At 69.3% G+C, this 20,587-nt stretch carries 22 protein-coding genes; 16 read left to right on the plus strand and 6 right to left on the minus strand.

The genetic code is table 11. The features are described 5' to 3' along the window. Nucleotides 1–55: 55 nt before the first annotated feature. Nucleotides 56–1,039, minus strand: coding sequence for a GlxA family transcriptional regulator (locus tag BM362_RS33075; protein ID WP_093575862.1), 984 nt, complete (start codon nucleotides 1,037–1,039; stop codon nucleotides 56–58). Between the two features lie 70 nt (nucleotides 1,040–1,109). Here BM362_RS33075 and BM362_RS33080 point away from each other — a divergent pair, with 70 nt between their 5' ends. Continuing rightward, a complete protein-coding gene (locus BM362_RS33080) occupies nucleotides 1,110–1,811 on the plus strand; it encodes an NAD(P)H-dependent oxidoreductase (RefSeq protein WP_067589807.1) in 702 nt (233 codons plus the stop codon). A 31-nt stretch (nucleotides 1,812–1,842) separates the two neighbouring features. Then, complete coding sequence (locus BM362_RS33085; protein ID WP_093575863.1) at nucleotides 1,843–2,721, plus strand: SRPBCC family protein; 879 nt, start codon at nucleotides 1,843–1,845, stop codon at nucleotides 2,719–2,721. A 43-nt stretch (nucleotides 2,722–2,764) separates the two neighbouring features. On the opposite strand, the gene BM362_RS33090 is transcribed toward BM362_RS33085, so the two are convergent. Continuing rightward, nucleotides 2,765–3,583: a GNAT family N-acetyltransferase gene (locus BM362_RS33090; RefSeq protein ID WP_232791896.1), complete on the minus strand. Its 819-nt coding sequence runs from the start codon at nucleotides 3,581–3,583 to the stop codon at nucleotides 2,765–2,767. An 83-nt stretch (nucleotides 3,584–3,666) separates the two neighbouring features. On the opposite strand from BM362_RS33090, the gene BM362_RS33095 reads away from it, so the two are divergent. From BM362_RS33095 to BM362_RS33110, 4 genes are all read left to right on the plus strand, one after another. Then, nucleotides 3,667–4,104 carry a hypothetical protein gene (locus BM362_RS33095; RefSeq protein WP_143132574.1) on the plus strand — a complete coding sequence of 146 codons (438 nt, stop codon included), beginning with the start codon at nucleotides 3,667–3,669 and terminating at the stop codon, nucleotides 4,102–4,104. A 490-nt stretch (nucleotides 4,105–4,594) separates the two neighbouring features. Further along, nucleotides 4,595–4,807: a hypothetical protein gene (locus BM362_RS33100; RefSeq protein WP_093575865.1), complete on the plus strand. Its 213-nt coding sequence runs from the start codon at nucleotides 4,595–4,597 to the stop codon at nucleotides 4,805–4,807. Between the two features lie 14 nt (nucleotides 4,808–4,821). Beyond that, the gene (locus tag BM362_RS33105) at nucleotides 4,822–6,459 is read left to right on the plus strand and encodes an acyl-CoA carboxylase subunit beta (RefSeq protein WP_067589795.1); all 1,638 of its coding nucleotides are present in this window, start codon (nucleotides 4,822–4,824) and stop codon (nucleotides 6,457–6,459) included. A 7-nt stretch (nucleotides 6,460–6,466) separates the two neighbouring features. Continuing rightward, the gene (locus BM362_RS33110) at nucleotides 6,467–6,679 is read left to right on the plus strand and encodes an acyl-CoA carboxylase epsilon subunit (protein WP_067589792.1); all 213 of its coding nucleotides are present in this window, start codon (nucleotides 6,467–6,469) and stop codon (nucleotides 6,677–6,679) included. 299 nt (nucleotides 6,680–6,978) lie between these two features. On the opposite strand, the gene BM362_RS33115 is transcribed toward BM362_RS33110, so the two are convergent. Both BM362_RS33115 and BM362_RS33120 read right to left on the minus strand, forming a co-directional pair. Continuing rightward, nucleotides 6,979–7,383: a hypothetical protein gene (locus BM362_RS33115; RefSeq protein WP_093575866.1), complete on the minus strand. Its 405-nt coding sequence runs from the start codon at nucleotides 7,381–7,383 to the stop codon at nucleotides 6,979–6,981. Between the two features lie 12 nt (nucleotides 7,384–7,395). Continuing rightward, a complete protein-coding gene (locus tag BM362_RS33120; protein WP_067589786.1) occupies nucleotides 7,396–8,007 on the minus strand; it encodes a TetR/AcrR family transcriptional regulator in 612 nt (203 codons plus the stop codon). A gap of 91 nt (nucleotides 8,008–8,098) precedes the next feature. Between BM362_RS33120 and BM362_RS33125 the strand changes: the two genes are divergently transcribed. Further along, on the plus strand, nucleotides 8,099–9,388 hold the full coding sequence (locus tag BM362_RS33125; RefSeq protein WP_232791894.1) for an MFS transporter: 1,290 nt from the start codon (nucleotides 8,099–8,101) through the stop codon (nucleotides 9,386–9,388). Here the strand turns inward: BM362_RS33125 and BM362_RS33130 are convergent. Next, complete coding sequence (locus BM362_RS33130; RefSeq protein ID WP_067589780.1) at nucleotides 9,378–10,091, minus strand: tyrosine-protein phosphatase; 714 nt, start codon at nucleotides 10,089–10,091, stop codon at nucleotides 9,378–9,380. The two genes, BM362_RS33125 and BM362_RS33130, sit on opposite strands and share 11 nt — an antisense overlap. 258 nt (nucleotides 10,092–10,349) lie before the next feature. Between BM362_RS33130 and BM362_RS33135 the strand changes: the two genes are divergently transcribed. The 4 genes from BM362_RS33135 to BM362_RS33155 all read left to right on the plus strand — a co-directional run bounded on the left by BM362_RS33135 (nucleotide 10,350) and on the right by BM362_RS33155 (nucleotide 15,302). Next, entirely contained in the window at nucleotides 10,350–10,958 is a 609-nt protein-coding gene (locus BM362_RS33135) for a PadR family transcriptional regulator (protein ID WP_067589777.1), read from the plus strand. Next, nucleotides 10,939–12,558, plus strand: coding sequence for a DHA2 family efflux MFS transporter permease subunit (locus BM362_RS33140; protein ID WP_093575867.1), 1,620 nt, complete (start codon nucleotides 10,939–10,941; stop codon nucleotides 12,556–12,558). Before BM362_RS33135 ends, BM362_RS33140 begins: the two co-directional genes overlap by 20 nt. 682 nt (nucleotides 12,559–13,240) lie before the next feature. Next, nucleotides 13,241–13,852 carry a Maf family protein gene (locus BM362_RS33150; RefSeq protein WP_093575868.1) on the plus strand — a complete coding sequence of 204 codons (612 nt, stop codon included), beginning with the start codon at nucleotides 13,241–13,243 and terminating at the stop codon, nucleotides 13,850–13,852. Nucleotides 13,853–13,955: 103 nt separating this feature from the next. Continuing rightward, complete coding sequence (locus BM362_RS33155) at nucleotides 13,956–15,302, plus strand: dicarboxylate/amino acid:cation symporter (protein WP_067589771.1); 1,347 nt, start codon at nucleotides 13,956–13,958, stop codon at nucleotides 15,300–15,302. Between the two features lie 42 nt (nucleotides 15,303–15,344). On the opposite strand, the gene BM362_RS33160 is transcribed toward BM362_RS33155, so the two are convergent. Next, nucleotides 15,345–16,064: a hypothetical protein gene (locus BM362_RS33160; protein ID WP_067589768.1), complete on the minus strand. Its 720-nt coding sequence runs from the start codon at nucleotides 16,062–16,064 to the stop codon at nucleotides 15,345–15,347. A gap of 50 nt (nucleotides 16,065–16,114) precedes the next feature. Between BM362_RS33160 and BM362_RS33165 the strand changes: the two genes are divergently transcribed. From BM362_RS33165 to BM362_RS33185, 5 genes are all read left to right on the plus strand, one after another. Further along, on the plus strand, nucleotides 16,115–16,414 hold the full coding sequence (locus tag BM362_RS33165) for an SAV_915 family protein (protein ID WP_067590001.1): 300 nt from the start codon (nucleotides 16,115–16,117) through the stop codon (nucleotides 16,412–16,414). A gap of 101 nt (nucleotides 16,415–16,515) precedes the next feature. After that, nucleotides 16,516–18,309, plus strand: a complete 1,794-nt coding sequence (locus BM362_RS33170) for an acetyl/propionyl/methylcrotonyl-CoA carboxylase subunit alpha (RefSeq protein WP_093575870.1) — start codon at nucleotides 16,516–16,518, stop codon at nucleotides 18,307–18,309. 54 nt (nucleotides 18,310–18,363) lie between these two features. Then, complete coding sequence (locus BM362_RS33175; RefSeq protein WP_093575871.1) at nucleotides 18,364–18,924, plus strand: DUF1707 SHOCT-like domain-containing protein; 561 nt, start codon at nucleotides 18,364–18,366, stop codon at nucleotides 18,922–18,924. An 8-nt stretch (nucleotides 18,925–18,932) separates the two neighbouring features. Then, a complete protein-coding gene (locus tag BM362_RS33180; protein ID WP_093575872.1) occupies nucleotides 18,933–19,313 on the plus strand; it encodes a DUF1707 SHOCT-like domain-containing protein in 381 nt (126 codons plus the stop codon). Then, nucleotides 19,298–20,575: a sensor histidine kinase gene (locus BM362_RS33185; RefSeq protein ID WP_067589756.1), complete on the plus strand. Its 1,278-nt coding sequence runs from the start codon at nucleotides 19,298–19,300 to the stop codon at nucleotides 20,573–20,575. Before BM362_RS33180 ends, BM362_RS33185 begins: the two co-directional genes overlap by 16 nt. Nucleotides 20,576–20,587: the final 12 nt, after the last annotated feature.

The raw sequence follows: 20,587 nt of genomic DNA on the forward strand, positions 1-20,587 counted from the left end.
CTCTGGGGGTCGGTCCGTGGCAGCCCGCGAACAGCGCTGCCACGGACCGCCGCGTTCAGGCCGGACGCCGGAAGGTGGTCCGGTAGGCGCTCGGCGACACCCCGAGCGCGGCTTGCAGATGCTGGCGCAGCGACGCCGCCGTCCCGAATCCGCACGCCGCGGCGACCCGGTCGACCGGCAGCTCCGATTCCTCCAGCAACTGCCGCGCACGCTCCACTCGCTGCTGGGTCAGCCACTGCAGCGCCGACATCCCGACCTCGTCCCGGAACCGCCGGGTGAACGTCCGCGTGCTCATCGACTCGCGCGCCGCGAGGTCGCGCAGCGTGATCGCCTGGTCGAGGTGCTCCAGCGCCCACGCCCGCGCGGCCGAGGTGGACGACGACCGCGGTTCCGGCACCGGACGGCGGATGAACTGGGCCTGCCCGCCCTCGCGATGCGGTGAAACGACTGTGCCGCGAGCGACCTCGTTGGCGACCGCCGCGCCGAAATCGCGCCGGATCAGATGCAGGCAGAGATCGATGCCGGACGCGACACCCGCCGAGGTGAAGACGTTGCCGTCCTCGGTGTAGAGCACATCCGGGTCGAGCTGCACGCGCGGGTATTCGAGCTGGAACTCGCACGCCGAACGCCAGTGCGTGGTCGCGCGGCGGCCGTCGAGCAGGCCCATCGCGGCGAGCACGTACGCGCCGGTGCAGATCGAGGCGATCCGGCTGCCCGGGCACACCAGGCTCATCGCGTGCTTGAGCTGCGGGGTCAGCTGCCGCCCGGTGGGCTCGTATTCGAGCGACGACGCGGGAACGATCACGGTGTCGGCCTCGGCCACTGCCTCCGGGCCCTGTGCCACCGGGATGGTGAAGTCCGCATCGGTGCGGATGTCGCCGGGCTCCGGCGTGCAGGTGACGACCTCGTACAACCGCTCGCCGTCAGCGGATCTGGCCTGGCCGAACAGCCGGTGGACGATGCCGAGCTCCATCACGAGCATGCCGTGGCGCACCAGCACCGCGACCTTGTGCCGCTCCGGATGACGAAAAACAGCCATGGCCCGATTCTTGCACAAGGTGGCCATCGGGCCACTGTTGTGCCCGTTTCGCCGGTTGCACCCTGGCCTCATGAACGTCTTGTGGATCTACGCCCACCCCGACCCCGCCTCGCTCAACGGCGCACTTCGCGACGAGGGCGTCACGACGCTGCGCGATCTCGGCCACGACGTGCGCGAATCCGATCTCTACGCGATGCGCTGGAACCCGATCGTCGACGAGATCGCGACCGTGCCCGAGGACGTCCGGATCGAGCACGAAAAACTCGGCTGGGCGGACACCGTCATTGTCCAGTTCCCGCTCTGGTGGGCGGACACCCCGGCCATCCTGAAGGGCTGGTTCGACCGCGTTTTCGTGCAGGGCTACGGCTACGACTACCGCGACGAAACCGGCCACACCCTGCGCTACGGCAACGGCGTCCTGGCCGGGAAACGCGCGATGGTCATCGTCACCGCCGGCGCGCACGAGGACAGCCTCGGCCCGCGCGGCGCGCACGGCTCGCTGGACGATCTGCTGTTCAACGTCCAGCACGCCACGCTCTTCTACACCGGCATGACAGTCCTGCCGCCGCTCAAGGTGACCGGCACGACCCGGATGCCGCCGGAGAGGTTCGACTGCGTCGTCGAGCAGTTGCGCAAACGTTTGCACTCCCTGGAAACGACCGATCCGCTGCCGTACCGCACCCAGGACGGCGGCGACTACGACCGGCGGCTCGTCCTGCTTCCCAAGGTAGCCCCAGGTCAGACCGGGTATGGCGCGCATCTGACCGCTTGACCCGTATATACCTCCGTGGTTATATACGAGCATGGCGATCCTGCGAACGGCTCCTGGCGGACGACCGAGCGTCACCCTCGAACGGATCTTGGCCCATCCGCCGGAGAAGGTGTGGCGCGCGGTCACCTCGCCGGAAGAACTGGCGCACTGGTTCCCCGCCGCGGTCACGCTGCCGGACGCCCCGGCGCCGGGCGGGAAGATCACGTTCACCTTCACCGAAACCGGGGACGTCAGCGAGGGCGAGATCGTCGGCTACCGGCCGCCGGAGGTCTTCGAGTTCACCTGGAACTCGGACCTGATCCGGATCGAGGTGTCGGCTGAGGGCACGGGCAGCAAGCTCGCCTTCACGCACGTCTTCAACCGTGGCGAACCGGACATCGCCCTGCTCGGCACGGGACGGCACGTCGCAGGCTGGGTCGCCTGCCTGGATTCCCTCGAAGCCACGCTGGAGGGCCGGACGCCGGAACCGCCGGCCGACTGGCACGCGCGGATGGTGCACTACGCCGAGGAATTCGGCCTGGAAGACGGCGAAGTCCTGGACGGCGGCGTGCTCCGGTTCCGCCGGGACCTGGTCTGGCCGCCTGCCGAGGAAGTCTGGAAGCGGCTGCCTCAGCCCGAAGCCGGAGCGGAGGTGCTGGAGTCGCGGTCACCGGAGGTGCTGGCCTACACCTGGCTGCACGACGGGGAACCGGCTGGGCACGTGCGGTGGGAAGTGACGGCGGATCCGCTGGACGGGGTGCGGGTGGAGCTGACCCAGACCGTTCCGGCGGAACTGAACGATCAGCTGCCGGACTTGCTGACGGCACGGCATGAGCAGCTGAACGCGTTGTTCGCCGGGTCCTTCGGGGTGGAGCTGGAACCGTGGGACGAGCAGCGGCGGGCGGCGGTGCGGAGGCGGTACAGCTCGTGAGTGCCGATCGCGGTTCTCACCGGGATCAGCACTCCCGAGACCCCTACCCCAGCGCAGTGTTGTACGGCGAAAACCGCACCTCAGCCAGGCCTGGCAACGCTTTCCCTCCCAGCACCAGCCTCGGCGCCGGACCATGCACCGCCAGCCCACGCGCCTCGCACCACGCCGACAGCTCCGGGAACCGGTGGTCGACCGCGAGCCGGAGATCGCCGGACGTGGTGCGGGCGATGCCGCGGATCAGCGCGCGGGCCTGGTCCATGTCCCCGGCCACCACCGGACCGATCACCAGCACTCCGGCGTGCGCGGTGCCGAGCGCGTAACCGTCGTCGGTCACGTGGACGTGCTCGGCCTCGAACAGCATGCGGTTCAGCAACTCCCGCCGCGCGAAGCCTTGCGCCGCACTGTCCAATTCGTACACTCGCGCCACGTCCGGCGGACCGATCGGCCGCGCCGCCGGGCCGCCGTCGTCAGCGAACCGGCCGCGATGGTCGTCGCAGCCGCCGTCGACTTCGAAGCCCATCGATTCATACAGCGGACGCGCGTTTTCCGTGGTGTGCAAGGACACCACCGCGTCACCGGCCGCGTCGAGCGCCTCCGCCATCACCTGAGAGCCGAGTCCCTGCCGCGCGAACCGTTCCGCCACGACGACCATCGACACTGACGCGGTCGGCCCGGTCCGGCTGAGCACCGCCGCCGCGGCGAGACCGCCGTCTGGGGCGTCGATGCCGAATCCGCGGCCGACCTCCAGCAGCATCGCCCATTTCCGTTCCTCGCGCGGCCACCCGCGATCGGTTCCGAGGTCGAGGCAAGCGGACAGGTCGGCGGGCCCGAGCGAGCGGACCGAGGCGTCGGCGAGCAGCACGCTGCCCACCCTAGGCCCGGCCGCGGCCGCAGTGGTCGGCTCGACCCCGAAAATTCAACTGAAGCCCGGCATTGGCTTCGCTGGTGACCGACTTCGAAGTGCTGACCGGCCAGCAGGTTCTCGGCGACGGCCGGTTCGCCGAGGTCGGCGAGGTGCGGCTGACCGAGACCGATTCCCGCACGGGCTGTGTGGCCGTCGGGGGTTCGCTGGGGCATCCGCAGTGGGCCGGGCACAGCGTGACGAGTTCGTCCGAGCCGACCGCCTGGAACCGCGTCGGCGTCTACCGCGCCGTCACGCTCGAATGCGTGCACCTGGTGAGCCTGCATTGGCCGGTCAACGCGCTGGCGTTCCATCCGGAGCCGCCGATTCCGGCCATCGGCTCCGGAGCGTACGACGGCGGCTATTTCTACGAGGGTGAACTGACCGTCCTCGACCTCGAATCCGGCCGCGCGACCTCTTTGTCGCGCGAACGCCGCGAGGTCACCGAACTCCGCTGGGGTGTCCGTGTTCGACGAGCATGAGGAGGAGCAGCGCGCCCCACAATGGCCGTCGCGGCGCTGAGCGACGGACGGATCCTCGCCAGCCTTGAGCACGTCGCGGCTGAGTGCTGGTCGGCGAACGCGAATGGTCCGTGCCTGCCTCGGGCCTCGGCTGCCAGCTCTACCCCGACCCCGCCGAGACCTCCGCCGTCCTCACCGGCTGGGCGGGCTGGGCCGAATCCTGCGCGACCGTCGAACGCGTCCGGCTGTCCGACGACAGCGTCGAACGGCTCCGCGACCTCGATCACTCCGTCGTGCTCACCACCGGGCATTTCGCGGTCCCCCGTCATCCGGGCCGACCGAGGCGCTGTCCCCGGAACACCGCTTCGACCTCGGCGGCTACGACCTCGTCAACCACTTCTTCGACATCCGCCGGGCTCCGGCGCTGTTGTTCTTGCACGGGCGGGGACCGCGAACGCGCCAGGACAAATGGGTCGTCGCCTTCGATCCCGCGCGGCGGCGAACCGAGCGCTTGTTTCCCCTCGAAGGGGACCCGGCCCGGAACCTCTTCGGCGGCCCCGGCGTGTTCGTCGACGGCCACCAGGTCACCGCGATAGACACCATCGGGTACACCGTCTCCGTCGCGTACAACTCCGGCGAGATCGTCGCGCTCGACGGCCGCGTGCTCGTCCGCGACACAGCGGAGAGGGAGTCCTACGCCACACGCGCGGCAACCGCGCAGTAGCTAAGCTCCGCCACATGAGCAGTGCGACGCAGCCGCTCGGGACGCCGCCCGAGGGAGAACCGGACATCCACACCACGGCCGGCAAGCTCGCGGATCTCTACCGCCGCTACGACGAGGCCGTGCACGCCGGCTCGGCGCGCGCGATCGAGAAACAGCACGCCAAGGGCAAGAAAACCGCCCGCGAGCGGATCGATCTGCTGCTCGACGAGGGCTCGTTCGTCGAGCTGGACGAGCTGGCGCGGCACCGCTCCACGAACTTCGGGCTGGAGAAGAACCGCCCGTACGGCGACGGCGTCGTCACCGGCTACGGCACCGTCGACGGACGTCCGGTGTGCGTGTTCAGCCAGGACGTCACGGTGTTCGGCGGCGCGCTCGGCGAGGTCTACGGCGAGAAGATCGTCAAGGTGATGGACCTGGCGATCAAGACCGGCCGTCCGATCATCGGCATCAACGAGGGCGGCGGCGCGCGGATCCAGGAGGGCGTCGTCTCGCTCGGCCTGTACGGCGAGATCTTCCGCCGCAACACCATGGCCTCCGGGGTGATCCCGCAGATCTCGCTGATCATGGGCGCGAACGCGGGCGGGCACGTCTACTCCCCCGCGCTCACCGACTTCGTCGTGATGGTGGACGAGACCTCGCAGATGTTCATCACCGGACCGGACGTGGTGAAGACGGTGACCGGCGAGGACGTCACCTTCGAGGAACTCGGCGGCGGGCGCACGCACAACACGAAGTCGGGCGTCGCGCACTACCTCGGTTCCGACGACGAGGACGCCATCGCCTACGTCAAGGAACTGCTCTCCTACCTGCCGCAGAACAACCTGTCCGAACCGCCGGAGTTCGACGCGAACCAGTCGCCGGCCGGGTTCTTCGAGAACGTCACCGACACCGACCGCGAACTCGACACACTCATCCCGGACTCGCCGAACACGCCGTACGACATGCACGAGGTCGTCACCCGCGTGCTCGACGACGGCGAATTCCTTGAGGTGCACGAGCTGTTCGCGCCCAACATCCTGGTCGGATTCGGCCGGGTCGACGGGCAGAGCGTCGGCGTCGTCGCGAACCAGCCGACGCAGTTCGCCGGCTGCCTCGACATCGACGCGTCCGAGAAGGCCGCCCGGTTCGTGCGGACCTGCGACGCGTTCAACATCCCGGTGCTGACCTTTGTGGACGTTCCCGGCTTCCTCCCCGGTACCGACCAGGAGTGGAACGGCATCATCCGCCGCGGGGCGAAGCTGATCTACGCGTACGCGGAGGCGACCGTCCCGCTGATCACGGTGATCACGCGCAAGGCGTACGGCGGCGCGTACGACGTGATGGGCTCCAAGCACCTCGGCGCGGACGTCAACCTGGCCTGGCCCACCGCGCAGGTCGCGGTGATGGGCGCGCAGGGCGCGGCGAACATCGTGCACCGCAAGACGCTGGCCAACGCGGCGGCGGAGGGTCGCGATGTGGACGCACTGCGCGCTGATCTGATCCAGGAGTACGAGGACACGCTGCTGAACCCGTACGCGGCGGCCGAACGCGGCTACGTCGACTCGGTGATCGTGCCCGCGCACACCCGCGGCCACGTCGCCAAGGCGCTGAGCCTGCTGCGCACCAAGCGCGAATCGCTGCCGCCCAAGAAGCACGGCAACATCCCCCTGTGAGGCCGCGATGACGGACACTCCCCTGCTTCGCGTAGTCCGCGGCAACCCGGACGACGCCGAACTCGCCGCGCTCACCGCAGTGGTGGCCACTGCCGCGGCCGCGTCGGCACCCGCTCCGCCACGGCGGCGTACGTCGTGGTGGGGCGACCGAGCAGCCGCGGTGCACGCGCCGCCGGCGGCCGGGGACGGGGCCTGGCGCGCCTCGGCGTTGCCTCGCTGAAGCCCCCGCGAGTGTCAGCAGCCCTCGTGAGTGTCGGTGCCGGTTAGGGCGCACCGTGTTCCGGCTGCCTACGGTCCCGACACGCGCCCAATGCGGCATGGGGGGTTCTCCGTAGCGGGGCTCGCGAAGTCGTCCCGCTGGACATCTGGGTGCGGTCCGGCCGTGCCAGCAGGAGCCGAGAGAGCCACCTGGCGCTACCGGCGCTGCGCGTCACAGCAGCGAGACCGCGCACAACGGCTACCGAAAAACCTCACTGGAGCGCCACGGCCAAGCCGACCGAAGACTCACGACCTGAGACGTCAACGCCCCCGCTGAGCCCAATCCGGCGCATCCGCGCCCGCGTGCGCCAGCAGCTCTTCCCGGGTGATCGAGCCCAGCGGCCCGACGCCCCGGAGCAACAGGTAATCGCCCGTGTCGGCCTGATCGTGCTCGATCTCGACGTCCTCGGCGTGGTAGCTGTCCGTCCAGACGATCCGGACCTGGCAGCCACCGTTCTGGGTCAGCGCGTGCACCTGCTGGACGGTCGCGAGCCGCGCCATCGGTTCCGATTCCCATTGCTGCTGCAGGAATCGCCACCGCGAGGCCTGTTCGGCCGCCCGTAACCGTTGATCGAGCCCGCCGGCCCGGTCCCGGAAAACCCAGAGAATCCCGGCCACGACCGCGGCGGCGACAGCCAGCCCGACCAGCCACAAGACCGTTCCCATGTCTCCGGGAGCCTACTCGGGCGGATGCTCCCGGAGAAATCGCTCGACCAGGCCATCTGTGAACTCCGGCGGCACCGGCGCGCCGGTGACCAGCACGCGGTAGTGGATCGGCCCGGCCAGTTGCTCGACCGCACTGTCCAGGTCGACGTCTGAGGGCAATTCGCCGCGGGCGACGGCACGTTCGAGCGGCAGCCGGTCACGCCTGTGCTGGGCGCGGATGTGCACCTCGCGCAGCTGCCGCGCCAGGTCCGGGTCGTGCTGGGCCTGGCCGAGCAGCGTGCGGAAGACCGCACCGGCGTCGGCTGTGGTCAGGAAGGACGCCATCGCGGCGAGGTGCGCACAGAGGTCCTTGCGCAGATCGCCGGAGTCGGGCGGCGAAAGTTCCTCGGCGAGGTCGTCGCCGAGCGCTTCGAGCAGAATGTCCACTTTGGACGGCCACCAGCGGTAGACGGTCTGCTTCCCCACCCCCGCTCTGGCCGCGATGCCCTCTATCGTCAGCCGGGCGAAGCCGACCTCCACCAGCAGGTTGTCGACCGCGTCCAAGACCGCGCGGCGCGCGCGCTCGCTGCGGCCGTAGCGGTTCCCGTGATGCCGGCGCTCGCCGGGCTCAGTGACGTCGCCCACGTGAATAAGTCTAGCCAAGACGCAACGTCTCGTCTAGCGTTACGAGCACCAGCTCACTAGGGGGTTCTCAGTCATGTGTTCCGCGTGCGGGGTGCCGACGCACCAACCCGATTCCGGGGTTACCGGCACAGCGGCCCCGCGCAAGTTCGCGGCGCTGTACAACAAGGACTGCCGTCCGTATCTGATCGGCACCGGCCTGGCCATGATGGCCGACAATATTGAGCACGTCATCACCTACTGGGTGCTCTGGGAGAAGTTCCAGTCGCCCGCGCTGACCGGGTTCGAGGTGATCAGCCACTGGGTGCCGTTCCTGCTGTTCTCGGTGTACTTCGGAGGGCTCGCCGACCGGCACGACTGCCGCCGGATCATCCAGGCCGCGCAGGTGCTGTTCATGGCGGTGTCGGTGGCGTGGGGCGTCCTGATCGTCACCGACACGCTCGAGGTGTGGAGTGCCTGCGTACTGCTGATTTTGCACGGCTGCGCGGGCGCGATCTGGGGGCCGGGCGAGCAGTTGATGCTGCACGATTTCGTCGGTCCCGCGGAATTGCCGAGCGCGGTCCGGCTCAACGCCACCTTCCGCAGCCTGGGCATCCTCTTCGGCCCGGTCGTCGGCTCGGCGCTGCTGCTCGGACTCGGTCCGGTGGCGGGCATTTTCGTGAACGTCGCGTTCTACCTGCCGCTGACCGTGTTCCTGTTCCGCACCAAGTTCACCGGACACACGAGAGACGGCGGAATCATCCGTCGCCCCCGAGTCGGGCTGATGGATTCGGTGCGGATCCTCAGGGAAATCAGCGGGAACCCGACGATGGTCGGGATGATCATCCTCGCCGGGCTCGGCGCGTTCTTCGTCGGCGCCTCGATGCAGAGTTCGATGCCGATCTTCGCCCAGGATCTCGGCGCGGGCAGCGCCGGAACCGCGTACGGCGTGCTGCTGTTCGCCAACGGGGCGGGCGGCGTGATCGGCGGGATCCTGCTGGAAGCGACCGGGAAGATCAAACCGAACGTGCCCGCCGCGGTGATCAGCACGGCGGTCTACGGGCTCTCAAGCCTGTTCTTCGCGATGACCGCCAGCTATCCGATCGCGGTGGCACTGCTGGTGGTCGGCGGCGTGGCGAACCTGGCGTCGATGTCGATCGGGCAGACCGTCGTGCAGTTGCTGGCGAAACCGGAGGAACGCGGCCGGGTGATCGGCGTGTACAGCGTGTCCGCCAACGGTCTTCGCGCCGGCAGCGGATTCACCGTGGGACTGCTCGGTTCCGCGGTCGGGGTGCACTGGTCGCTGGGCATCAGTGCGGCCGCGCTCACCGTCGGCACCGGGATCGCCGGGTGGTATTCGCTGGGCAGCCGGCGGGCGCGGCAACTGCACCAGTTCACCGACTGAGCCGGATCCGAAGACGGTCTACCTCGTCCGCGGCCATTCCGGCGCGGACGAGGTAGTCGCGAACGTCGAGGCCGTCGAGGGTGGCCAGAACGGCTTCACGGATGGTGCTCCGGCGGCGCGCCGAAGCTGCTTCGAGCAGCGCGGTTTGGTCTTCGCCGAGCGCCCGGTACAGCGGGAGGACGGCTTCGGTCGAGAGGGCGTAGTCGGCGGCGATGGTTTCCGGGTCGACGTCGGCGAGGGCGAGCAGGAGGAGCGAGACGAGGCCAGTGCGGTCTCGGCCGGAAGTGCAGTGGAAGAGCACGCCGCCTTCGGCTCGGACCAGCGCCTTCAGGACTGTTGTGCAGCGTTCTGCTTTGCGGTCAAGGAAAACGCGGTAGTACAGCGGGGTGCCGTCGAGTTGCTCGTCGGCGATGTACTGCCAGAACCCGATGTCTTCGACGTCGTCCAGCGGGACTTCGAGGCGTGTCATTCCGGACGGCACGGCGGGCGCGTAGGTGCTGATCTCGGCGGGGTTTCGCAGGTCGACGATGGTCTGGAGACCCGATTCTCGCGCCTGGGCCCAGCCAGCGCCGGTGACGAACCGGAGGCTGGCGGACCGGTAGCACCGCGCCGGATCGGTGCGGCCGCCGGATCGGGTCGGGAGACCGCCGAGGTTTCTGGTGGTGAAGAAGCCTTCCCATTCCACCGTCCGGTTCTCGCCCATCAGCCGATCTTGGCCTCGGCTGTCCACCGTCGACAACCAGCTCGCCGAGGGCCGCAAACAGGCCGTCGAACAGGCGATCGCCGGTTTTTGTCGGTGGTCGGAGTTACGCTCGCCCCATCACGCACCACCCATCACTGTCAGCGACAAGCTGCTCACCAGCACAGATCACACTGGACCGCAGTTTGCTCCACACCGTATAGTCCACGTGGAATAACCCACGTTGGGTCACTCGATTGGATCTTCTGGAGGAATACCGTCATGGTCGCGGCCAAGCTCACGGCACTGGGCGTCGCCGTGCTCGAGCTGCTGCACGAGCGGCCGATGCACCCGTACGAAATGGCCCAGCTCATGCGGGAACGGCACGTCGAAGCCCGCGTGAAGCTCAAGGCCGGCTCGCTCTATCACACGGTGGATCGGTTGCAGCGCAACGGTTTCGTCGATGCGGTCGAGACACAGCGAGACGGCAAACGGCCGGAGCGCACGGTGTATGCCATGACAGCCGCGGGCAAAGACGCCTTCCAGGAACGAGCCCGGCAAATGCTGGGCGACGTGGTGCCGGAGTACAGCGACCTGCTCAGCGGGCTCGCCGTGATCGACGACCTCGGACGCGACGTCGCGCTGTTCGAGCTGGAGCACCGCATCACCCGGCTGCGCGCGGCCGTGGCGTCGGACGCGGTGCTCGTCAGCCGCCTGGAATCCGACGGCACCCCCGACATCTACTGGCTCGACTTCCGCTACAGCGCGGCGCAGCGGAAGTTCGAGCTGGCATGGATCGAGCAGCTGTTCGCGGACCTCGACAGCGGCCGGATCCCTTTCCAGGACAAGAAACTCAAGCTCAAGGAAAACGATGAACGCAAGACCGGTTAACCCGTGGGCCGCGCTCAGCGCGCTCTGCATCGGGTTCTTCATGATCCTGCTGGACACCACGATCGTGTCCATCGCGGTGCCCGCCATGCTGCAGCACCTCGACACCGGGCTGAACTCGGTGGTGTGGGTGATCAGCGTCTATCTGCTCACCTACGCCGTGCCGATGCTGTTCACCAGCCGCCTCGGCGACCGCTTCGGCCCGAAGCGCGTGTTCGTCGCCGGGCTCGTCGTGTTCACCGCTTCGTCGCTGTGGTGCGGGCTGTCCGGCAACGTCGAGATGCTGATCGCCGCCCGTGCCGTGCAAGGCCTCGGTGCCGCACTGATGACGCCGCAGACGCTGGCGTTCATCAGCCACCTGTTCCCGCCCGCGAAGCGCGGCGCGGCGATGGGTGCGTGGGGCGGCGTGGCGGGCCTGGCCACGATCACCGGCCCGCTGCTGGGCGGCGTGCTGGTGCAGCACCTCGGCTGGGAGTGGATCTTCTATGTGAACGTGCCGATCGGCGTCGTCGCCATCGCGCTGACGCTGTGGCTGGTGCCGGACTGGCAGCCGAAACACTCGCACTCGTTCGACCTGATCGGCATCCTGCTGTCCGCGGCCGGACTGTTCTGCGTCGTCTTCGGTGTCCAAAATGGACAGCAGTACGACTGGGGCACGGTGTTCGGCGGCATCACGGTCTTCGAAATCATCGGGGCCGGGGTGGCGCTGCTGATCGCCTTCGTGCTGTGGCAGCGCTACAACCGCCGGGAACCACTGGTCCCGCTGCAGGTGTTCGCGAACCGCAACTTCTCCGCGGGCACGCTCACCGCGACGACGGTCGGCTTCACGATGACCGGCATGTTCCTCCCGCTGATCATCTACATCCAGACGGTGCTCGGCCTCTCCCCCACCATGGCCGGCCTGCTCACCGCCCCGATGTCGCTGCTGTCCGGCGTGATCGCGCCCTTCGTCGGCCGCGCTTCGGACAAAATCAACGGCAAGTACCTGGTGATGGGCGGCCTGGCCCTGCTGGCCGCGGGCGTCGGCATCATCGCGCTGCAAGCACGGCCGGACACGAGCCCGTGGGCGCTGATCCCTGCTCTGCTGGTCTGCGGCCTTGGCGTCGGCTGCATCTTCTCGCCGATGAGCAACCTGACGATGGCATCGGTGGAACCGCGGCTCACCGGCACCGCCTCGGGCATCTTCAACACCGCCCGCCAGGTAGGCGGAGTACTGGGCAGCGCCGCGATCGGCGTGCTCCTGCAAGCGAGGATCAGCGCCTCGATCACGAGCGAAGCCGCCACCGCGGCCGCGCAACTGCCGGAGCAGTACCGCACCCCGTTCACCGAAGGAATCGCCCACGCCGCCGCCTCGACCGGCGAGTTCGGCGGCTCCGGCGGCCCAGCGGCCATCCCGGGCCTCCCGGCGGACCTCGCCGCACAAGCGGGCCGCCTCGCCAGCGAGGTCGTCCACAATGGACTCACCGACGCCGCCCGCGCGACGCTGATCCTGCCGATCGCGGTGCTGGTACTGGGAGTCCTGTCGGCAGCGGCGTTGCGCCGGGTGTCCCCTCGGCCGCACGCACCAGCGCCGACCGCCCCAACCCCGGAACCAGCCCGATGACCGGCTGACCCCCTGCCCCGGCTGGCCGCCAACCCAGCCGGGGCACGGCAGGCGACCGGCGAGGTCGCGGCAGCAGGGTTGCGCACGGCACCAGACGGGGCGCGCCAGGTTGCGGCGGACGGGCAGGAGCCGACGGGTCAAGCTGGTGAGACAGCGCAACTCGGAACTTCCGCCGAGAGAGACCGCGCGAACCGAGCCCGGACAAGGCCGAGAAAACCGAACGAACCGTCTCCGGCCGCCACTGCCGCCCCGGCTCCAGCTCCCGCCACCGCTCCCGCCGCAGCCACAACTCCGGCTCCCGCCACCGCCGCGACTCCGGCCACCACCCCGGCTCCCGCCACCGCCACCGCTCCCGCCACAGCCACCACCCCGGCTCCCGCTACAGCCACCACTCCGGCTCCCGCCACAGCCGCGACTCCGGCCACCGCCCCTGCTCCCGCCACCGCCACCGCTCCGGCTCCAGCCGCGACTTCGGCTCCCGCCACGGCTCCAGCTCCGACCGCCGCCCCCGCCCCCGCCGCCACCACCGCTGCGACTCCAGCGGCCGCCGCGGCCCCGCCAGAACTCGCCCACCCTCGGCGAAGAAGCCACGACGTGGCTCAACTGCTCCCCCCAGCCCAGTGCACGCCAACCCTCCCGGGCCACGCCCCCTGACCCCGCCCCACCGGGGTAGCGTTCGCACGTGCGTCTAGTCCTCGCCTCCCAGTCCCCCGCCCGCCTCGCCGTCCTGCGCAGTGCCGGTCTCGATCCGGCCGTCGTCGTGTCCGGTGTCGATGAGGACGCTGTCGCGGCCGCGCTCACCGATCCGGAACCCGCCGACCTCGTCTCGGCTCTCGCGAAGGCCAAGGCCAATGCCGTCGTCGAAATGGTCTCCGAGCCCGGTGCCGTGATCGTCGCCTGCGATTCCATGCTTTCCATCGGCGGCGAGATGGTCGGCAAGCCCGCTACCGCCGAGGTCGCGAAGCAGCGGTGGGCCCGGATGGCAGGCGGCTCCGGCGTCCTGCTCACCGGGCACGCCGTGGTCCGGATCGACGGCGGGCAGCGCACCAAGGAAGCCTCCGGCACCCGGTCCACCACCGTGCACTTCGCCGACCCCAGCCAGGCCGAGATCGACGCCTACGTCGCCACCGGCGAACCGCTGCACGTCGCGGGGGCGTTCACGCTCGACGCGCTCGGCGGGTGGTTCGTCGAGGGCGTCGAAGGGGACCCGTCGAGCGTCATCGGGATCAGTCTTCCGCTGCTGCGCCAGCTTCTCGCCGAGGTGGGCGTCAGCGTCACCGAAATGTGGAACTAGTTCACATATTGGGACGATGTGTCACTCGGACGAGTGATCGGGGAAAGTCGACGCTGGCCCGCATCCGGGTCAGTGGAAACTCTCGACCTCCCTGGGGTGGCACATGTCCTTCGTCAGGACGTACACCAAGCCGCGCGTGTTCGCCGCGGCCGTCCTCGGTTCGCTTGTCGTGGGCGCCGGTCTCGGCGTGCTCGCGCGGGCGACTGAAGCCGGCTGGCTGACCGACACCCTCGACCATATCGGCACGATCTTCACGACGTTGCTGCAGATCGCGGTGATCCCGCTGGTCTTCACCGCGATCGTGGTCGGCATCAACAGCCTCCGCGGCCTCGGCGGCGGCCGCACCGCCGCGCGGCTCGGCGGCAAGACCGTGCTGTGGTTCGCGATCACGTCGTTCATCGCCTCGCTGATCGGGATCGCGATCGGCAAGCTGTTCAACCCCGGCTCCGGCGGGCTCGGCGAGGGCGTCGCGGCCACCGCGAAAAACGCCGACAAGGCCGCGAAGAGCATGAGCAACTGGGGCTCCTGGGATGCCTTCATCAAGGGCCTGCTGCCGGAGAACTTCTTCTCCGCCTTCGCCGAGGGCAGCACGCTCCAGGTGCTGTTCCTCGCCGTCGTGATCGGTGCCGCCGCCTACAGCCTCGGCGACAAGGCGAAGCCGTTCGTCGACTTCACCACGAGCGTCTTCGAAATCATCCAGCGCTACCTCGGCTGGATCGTGCGCCTCGCGCCCATCGGCATCATCGGCCTGATCGGCGCCGCCGTCTCCAACTACGGCGACGCGCTGTTCCGCCCGCTGCTGTCGACCACGATCGCGGTGTACGTCGGCTGCCTGCTGGTCCTGTTCGTCGTCTACCCGATCCTGCTGCAGTTCGTCGCGAAGGTGAACCCGCTGACGTTCTTCGCCAAGGCGGGCACCGCGATCCAATTCGCGTTCGCGTCGCAGTCGAGTTCGGCCACGCTGCCGCTGACCCGGCAGTCCGCGGTGAACCTCGGCGTCGACCCCGGGTACGCCGCCTTCGCCACTCCGCTCGCCAGCGCGACCAAAATGGACGGTTGCGCCGCAGTGTTCCCGGCGATCGGCGCGATCTTCATCGCCAACCTCGCCGGGGTGCCGCTGAGCTTCGGCCAGTACGCCGGCATCGTGGTCGTCGCCGTGGTCGGCGCGCTGGCCACCGCGGGCACCACCGGCTGGCTGACCGCGCTCACCCTGACCACCGCGTTCATCGGGCTCGACGCCAAGCAGGTCGCACTCGGCATCGCGCTGATCTACTCGGTGAACCCGATCATGGACATGATGCGCACCGCCACGAATGTCGCGGGCCAGATCGTGGTCCCGACGATCGTCGCGCGCAGCGAGGGCCTGCTCGACGAGGAAATCCTCCACACGCAAACCGCTCGTCCGGACCATCGCGACGAGGGCGGTGCCGCGCGGCCCGCCACTGCCTGAAGTCTCGTGAGCGGCGATCCCGGTCAGAACCGGGATCGCCGCTCACGAGTTGCCGGAACAACGCCGCAGCTGGGACTTCTTCAGCTCCACATCCGGCCAGCCCCGGAAATCCGACGGCGCGGTGACGGTGCTGGTGCAGCCCATCACCTCGCCGTCGAGTTCGTACACCTCCGCTACCACCGGAGCCGCCTGGCAGCGCGGCGTGCCGGACACCGCCTTCGGGCATTCGTGCCGGACGACGATCACGTCCGGACGGCCGTCCTGGCTCACGTCGTAGAGCGACAGCGAGCCGGCGTCAGAGAAATACGGCTTGCCGTAGTCGCGCCACACCCCGCCGGACTCGGTGAGCAGTTCGCCGTACGAACCGCCGGCCGCGTCGCCGCGGATCAGGCACGCGGCGGTGGACCCGTCGATACAGCGCAGGGAAGTCGCCGTCAGCTTCGCGCCCAGGTTCGTGATCGCCAGTTCGAACGGCTGCTGCCCGACCTGGACCCGGCCCGATCCGCCAGCGGCGTCCGCCAGCAACACGACCGGGGTACCGCCGACGCTCACTGCGGCCAGTTGCTTGCACGGGCCGTTTCCGCAGGTCGAGGACGGTCCTTCCACCGGAGCCGCCGCGGGCTCGCGCGGTGCCATGGTCACCGCGTTGTCCGGCTTCGGGCGCAGCACGACGACCACGACGAGCGCCGCCGCCGTGACCACCGCCGCGAGAACGGCGGTAAGCAGCGCGGATCGCGGGACGCGCTTCGGCCAAGTCCGCATATCCGAGACTGTAAGCGACCTTGCACACCGTGTCCGTCTATGTTGTCGGAGTGACGAACCCCAATCTGCCCCCGGCCCTTTACCTGCCGACCGGCCCCACCGGCCCGACCACCGACGGCCAGACCGGAGCCAACGTCGAACTGCGCCGCACCCCCGACGGCCGCACCGCGCTGGTCGCGTTCACCGCGCTCGACCGGCTCGTCGACTGCTGCGGCGAGCACCAGCCGTGGATCCTGGTCAACACCGAAAACCTGGCGCTGGTGCACCAGGTCAACCCCTACGACGTCATCGTGCTCGACTCCGAACTACCGGCGCGACTGCGGCATCAGGCTCCGGCCGGACGGGTATAAACAGGACCGAACTGGGTGGTCCACCTCTCAATCCAGGCCCTGCCTGGGTCCGTAGACTCCCGGTTGACCAGCAGCGCGGCGACGGGCACGGGAGGTATGTGGTGAGCGAGCAGGACACCGCGAGCACAGGCGGTCCGGTGACCAAGATCCTGGTCGCGAACCGGGGCGAGATCGCGGTTCGCGTGATCCGGGCCGCGAAGGACGCGGGCCTGCAGAGCGTGGCCGTGTACGCGGACCCGGACCGCGACGCTCCGCACGTGCGTCTCGCCGACGAAGCGTTCGCCCTCGGCGGGAACACCGCGGCCGAGAGCTACCTCGCGATCGACAAGATCCTCGACGCCGCCAAGCGGTCCGGTGCCGATTCGGTCCACCCCGGCTACGGCTTCCTTTCCGAGAACGCCGAGTTCGCCCAAGCCGTCCTCGACGCGGGCCTGACCTGGATCGGACCGAGCCCGCAGTCGATCCGCGACCTCGGCGACAAGGTGACCGCGCGGCACATCGCGACGCGCGCGGGCGCGCCGCTGGTGCCCGGCACCAAGGAGCCGGTGAAGGACGCCGGCGAGATCATCGCGTTCGCCGACGAGCACGGCCTGCCGGTCGCGATCAAGGCGGCGTTCGGCGGCGGCGGCCGCGGCCTGAAGGTCGCCCGCACCCGCGAAGAAATCCCTGAGCTGTTCGAGTCCGCGACACGCGAGGCGGTGGCCGCGTTCGGTCGCGGCGAGTGCTTCGTGGAGCGCTACCTGGACAAGCCGCGGCACGTCGAGGCGCAGGTGCTGGCCGACCAGCACGGCAACGCGATCGTCGTGGGCACCCGTGACTGCTCGCTGCAGCGCCGCCACCAGAAGCTGGTGGAAGAGGCTCCCGCGCCGTACCTGTCCGACGACCAGCGCGCCCGGATCCACGAGTCCGCCAAGGCCATCTGCAAGGAAGCCGGCTACTACGGCGCGGGCACCGTCGAGTACCTCGTCGCGACCGACGGCACCATTTCCTTCCTCGAGGTGAACACCCGGCTGCAGGTCGAGCACCCGGTCTCGGAGGAGACCACCGGCCTCGACCTGGTCCGCGAGATGTTCCGCATCGCCCGCGGCGAGAAGCTCCGGATCACCGAGGACCCGACGCCGCGCGGCCACTCGATCGAGTTCCGCATCAACGGCGAGGACGCCGGCCGCGGCTTCCTGCCCGCGCCGGGCACGGTGACCAAGTTCGTCGCCCCGTCCGGGCCGGGCGTGCGCGTCGACTCCGGCGTCGAATCCGGCAGCGTGATCGGCGGCCAGTTCGACTCGATGCTCGCCAAGCTCATCGTCACCGGTTCGGACCGGGCGAACGCGCTGGAGCGCAGCCGTCGCGCGCTGGCCGAGTTCGAGGTCGAGGGCATGGCGACGGTGCTGCCGTTCGACCGCGTGATCGTGAACGACCCGGCGTTCATCGGCGACGAAACCGGCTTCAGCGTGCACACCCGCTGGATCGAGACCGAGTTCGACAACCAGATCGAGCCGTTCACCGCGCCCGAGGTCGAGGCCGAGGAGGAGACGCCGCGGCAGAACGTCGTGGTCGAGGTCGGCGGACGCCGGCTCGAGGTGTCGCTGCCGGGCGGGTTCGCCCTCGAAGGCGGCGGTGCGCCCGCGGCGACGAAAGCCAAGCCGCGCAAGCGGGCAGGCGGCGCGAAGGCAGCGGTGAGTGGCGACGCGGTCACCGCGCCGATGCAGGGCACCATCGTGAAGATCGCGGTCGAGGAAGGCCAGCACGTCGAAGCGGGCGAGCTGATCGTGGTGCTCGAAGCGATGAAGATGGAAAACCCGGTAACCGCGCACAAAGCGGGCACGGTCACCGGGCTTTCGGTCGAGATCGGCTCCGCGGTCACGCAGGGAACGCAACTCTTGGAGCTCAAGGACTGAAGTTGTGCCGAATGTCGTGGGTGCCGCGCGCTCGCGCGGCCTACCATCGACTACGTGACTGAGGTTCCGTCTCCGCAGCTGCGGATCAGCGACCAGGAGCGAGAGTCCGCGCTGCATGCGCTCGGTGAGCACATGAGCGCGGGGCGGATCGACATCGACGAGTTCGGCGAACGTTCCGCCCGGATCACCGCGGCCAAAACCCGGGGCGAGCTGGGCGAGTTGTTCACCGACCTTCCGGTGCCGCATCCGGTGTTCGGCGCGGGCGCGACCGCCGCGCCCGAACCGGCGGTGGCACCACCGCCGATGTCCGTGCCGCAGCCCGCCGCGTCCGGCGAGGTGGCCGCCCGGCAGCCGGACTGGTCGGCTGGGCAACGCGCTGCCGCCGCCTTGGTTCCGCTGGTGTGGATCGCGGCGATCGCCCTGATCGCCACCGGAGCCGCGGGATGGCCGGTGATCTTCGCGCCGATCGCGCTCACCGCGGTCGGCCGCGCGCTCTGGGGCAGGGGTTTCGAACACCATGACCATCACCACCGCCACGACCGGCATCGGGAACGCCGTGAGGAGTTCCGCGCGATGCGTGACGAGCACCGGCGGCAGCGCCGGCTGGACCGCTGAAGCGGACCATGGCTGACCTGCGGCTGAGCGACGCCGAACGACAGGACGCGCTCGACGTCCTCTCCGAGCACGTCCGCACTGGACGCCTCGACATCGACGAGTACGGCAGCCGCTCGGCGAAGGTCACGTCAGCCAAGCTGGTCAGCGAACTGGTGCCGCTGTTCGACGACTTGCCTTCGCCGCGACCGAGCGCGTTGCTGGCCACGGCCCGGCCGGAACCGGTCGTGCCCGCGGGCACCGGCAAGCTGGGCGCGTTCGTGTGGCGGTATTCGGTGCCGCTTTCCATCGCCTTGGCGGTCGTCGTGCTCATCGTGACGCGCGGACGGTTGCTGATCGTGTTCGCGCTGCCGTTGCTGCTGATCCTGTTCAGCGGATGGCGGCGGCGCTGAGCCCGCCGGAACGCGCGCCGCGGCCGAGCCCGATAATGGGGCTGCGGCCGGGTTCGGTCGATCCGAAGACCGAACGACGGGCGGGCCCGATGTTCGCCGGGGTCGGGATTCTGGCACTCGCGGTGTGCACGATCGTCGCCGCCGGTCAGCCGCACGGCGATCCCGCGCAATGGCGCACCACGCTGCTTCTCGCCGCGGCGAGCGGACTGTGGCTGCTGGTGCTGATCCCGGTCTTCCCGCGGCGCACCCGGAAACCGTGGCTGGCCATCGGATTCTTCATTGTGCTGCTGGCCAGCGCGACCCTGCTCACCTCGCGGCTGGATCCGTTCACCGCCTTCGCCTCGATCGGTTACCCGATCGCGTTCGTGTTGTTCCCGACGCGCTGGAGCATCTTCGCGGCGGCCGCGACCGCGGTGGTTCCGTTGCTGGCCAAGGGCATTTGGCAACCTTCACCGCCATGGATCACCGCGGTGTCGATCGTCGGGCCGATCCTGTACGCGGCGTGGTTCGTCGGCGCGGAAAACGAGCAACGCCGTCGCACCAACGAAAAACTCGCGCAATCGAACGCGCAGCTGGAAACGGCCTTAACGGAGAACGCGGCACTGCACGCGCAATTGCTCACCCAAGCCCGCGAGGCAGGCGTGTTCGACGAGCGACAGCGCATGGCTCGCGAAATTCACGACACTGTCGCCCAGGGGTTGACCGGCATCGTCACCCAGTTGCAGGCCGCCGACCGGGCCACCGAAGCCGCGGATCGGCAACGGCACCTCGACCACGTGCACACGCTGGCGAAAGACAGCCTCACCGAGGCGCGCCGAGCGGTTCAAGCGTTGCGACCGGAACCGCTGGCGGACTCACACCTGCCGGAAGCGTTGGCGGGCTTGGCGAATCGAGTGTCCGGCACCTCCGGTGCCAAGGTGACCGCCGCAGTCGAAGGCGATGCCCGGCCGTTGCTGCCCGAGCTGGAGGTGGCGCTGTACCGGGTGGCACAGGAAGCCTTGGCCAACGCGGAAAAACACGCACACGCCGACCGGATCGGCATCACGCTCACCTACACGAGCGACCTGGTCATGCTCGACATCCGGGACGACGGAAGAGGTTTCGCCCCCGGCGACCGCGGCGAAGGCACCGGTTTCGGCCTGGAAGCCATGCGTCAGCGGGTGCAACGGGTGGCGGGTTCACTGACTGTCGAGTCCGCGCGAGGGGAAGGGACCGCCGTGCACGCGGAGTTCCCGGCGATCCCTTCGCCCGGTTCGGCGTGACTCGGTTTGGCG

The sequence above is a fragment of the Amycolatopsis rubida genome (assembly GCF_900115345.1).
GTDB classification, from domain to species: domain Bacteria; phylum Actinomycetota; class Actinomycetes; order Mycobacteriales; family Pseudonocardiaceae; genus Amycolatopsis; species Amycolatopsis rubida.

Bases quoted from the DNA above. Each gene is read 5' to 3' on its own strand.
- BM362_RS33075 (WP_093575862.1), bottom strand. From the start codon at position 1,039: ATGGCTGTTTTTCGTCATCCGGAGCGGCACAAGGTCGCGGTGCTGGTG.
- BM362_RS33080 (WP_067589807.1), top strand. From the start codon at position 1,110: ATGAACGTCTTGTGGATCTACGCCCACCCCGACCCCGCCTCGCTCAAC.
- BM362_RS33085 (WP_093575863.1), top strand. From the start codon at position 1,843: ATGGCGATCCTGCGAACGGCTCCTGGCGGACGACCGAGCGTCACCCTC.
- BM362_RS33105 (WP_067589795.1), top strand. From the start codon at position 4,822: ATGAGCAGTGCGACGCAGCCGCTCGGGACGCCGCCCGAGGGAGAACCG.
- BM362_RS33110 (WP_067589792.1), top strand. From the start codon at position 6,467: ATGACGGACACTCCCCTGCTTCGCGTAGTCCGCGGCAACCCGGACGAC.
- BM362_RS33115 (WP_093575866.1), bottom strand. From the start codon at position 7,383: ATGGGAACGGTCTTGTGGCTGGTCGGGCTGGCTGTCGCCGCCGCGGTC.
- BM362_RS33130 (WP_067589780.1), bottom strand. From the start codon at position 10,091: ATGGGCGAGAACCGGACGGTGGAATGGGAAGGCTTCTTCACCACCAGA.
- BM362_RS33135 (WP_067589777.1), top strand. From the start codon at position 10,350: ATGGTCGCGGCCAAGCTCACGGCACTGGGCGTCGCCGTGCTCGAGCTG.
- BM362_RS33140 (WP_093575867.1), top strand. From the start codon at position 10,939: ATGAACGCAAGACCGGTTAACCCGTGGGCCGCGCTCAGCGCGCTCTGC.
- BM362_RS33155 (WP_067589771.1), top strand. From the start codon at position 13,956: ATGTCCTTCGTCAGGACGTACACCAAGCCGCGCGTGTTCGCCGCGGCC.
- BM362_RS33160 (WP_067589768.1), bottom strand. From the start codon at position 16,064: ATGCGGACTTGGCCGAAGCGCGTCCCGCGATCCGCGCTGCTTACCGCC.
- BM362_RS33180 (WP_093575872.1), top strand. From the start codon at position 18,933: ATGGCTGACCTGCGGCTGAGCGACGCCGAACGACAGGACGCGCTCGAC.
- BM362_RS33185 (WP_067589756.1), top strand. From the start codon at position 19,298: ATGGCGGCGGCGCTGAGCCCGCCGGAACGCGCGCCGCGGCCGAGCCCG.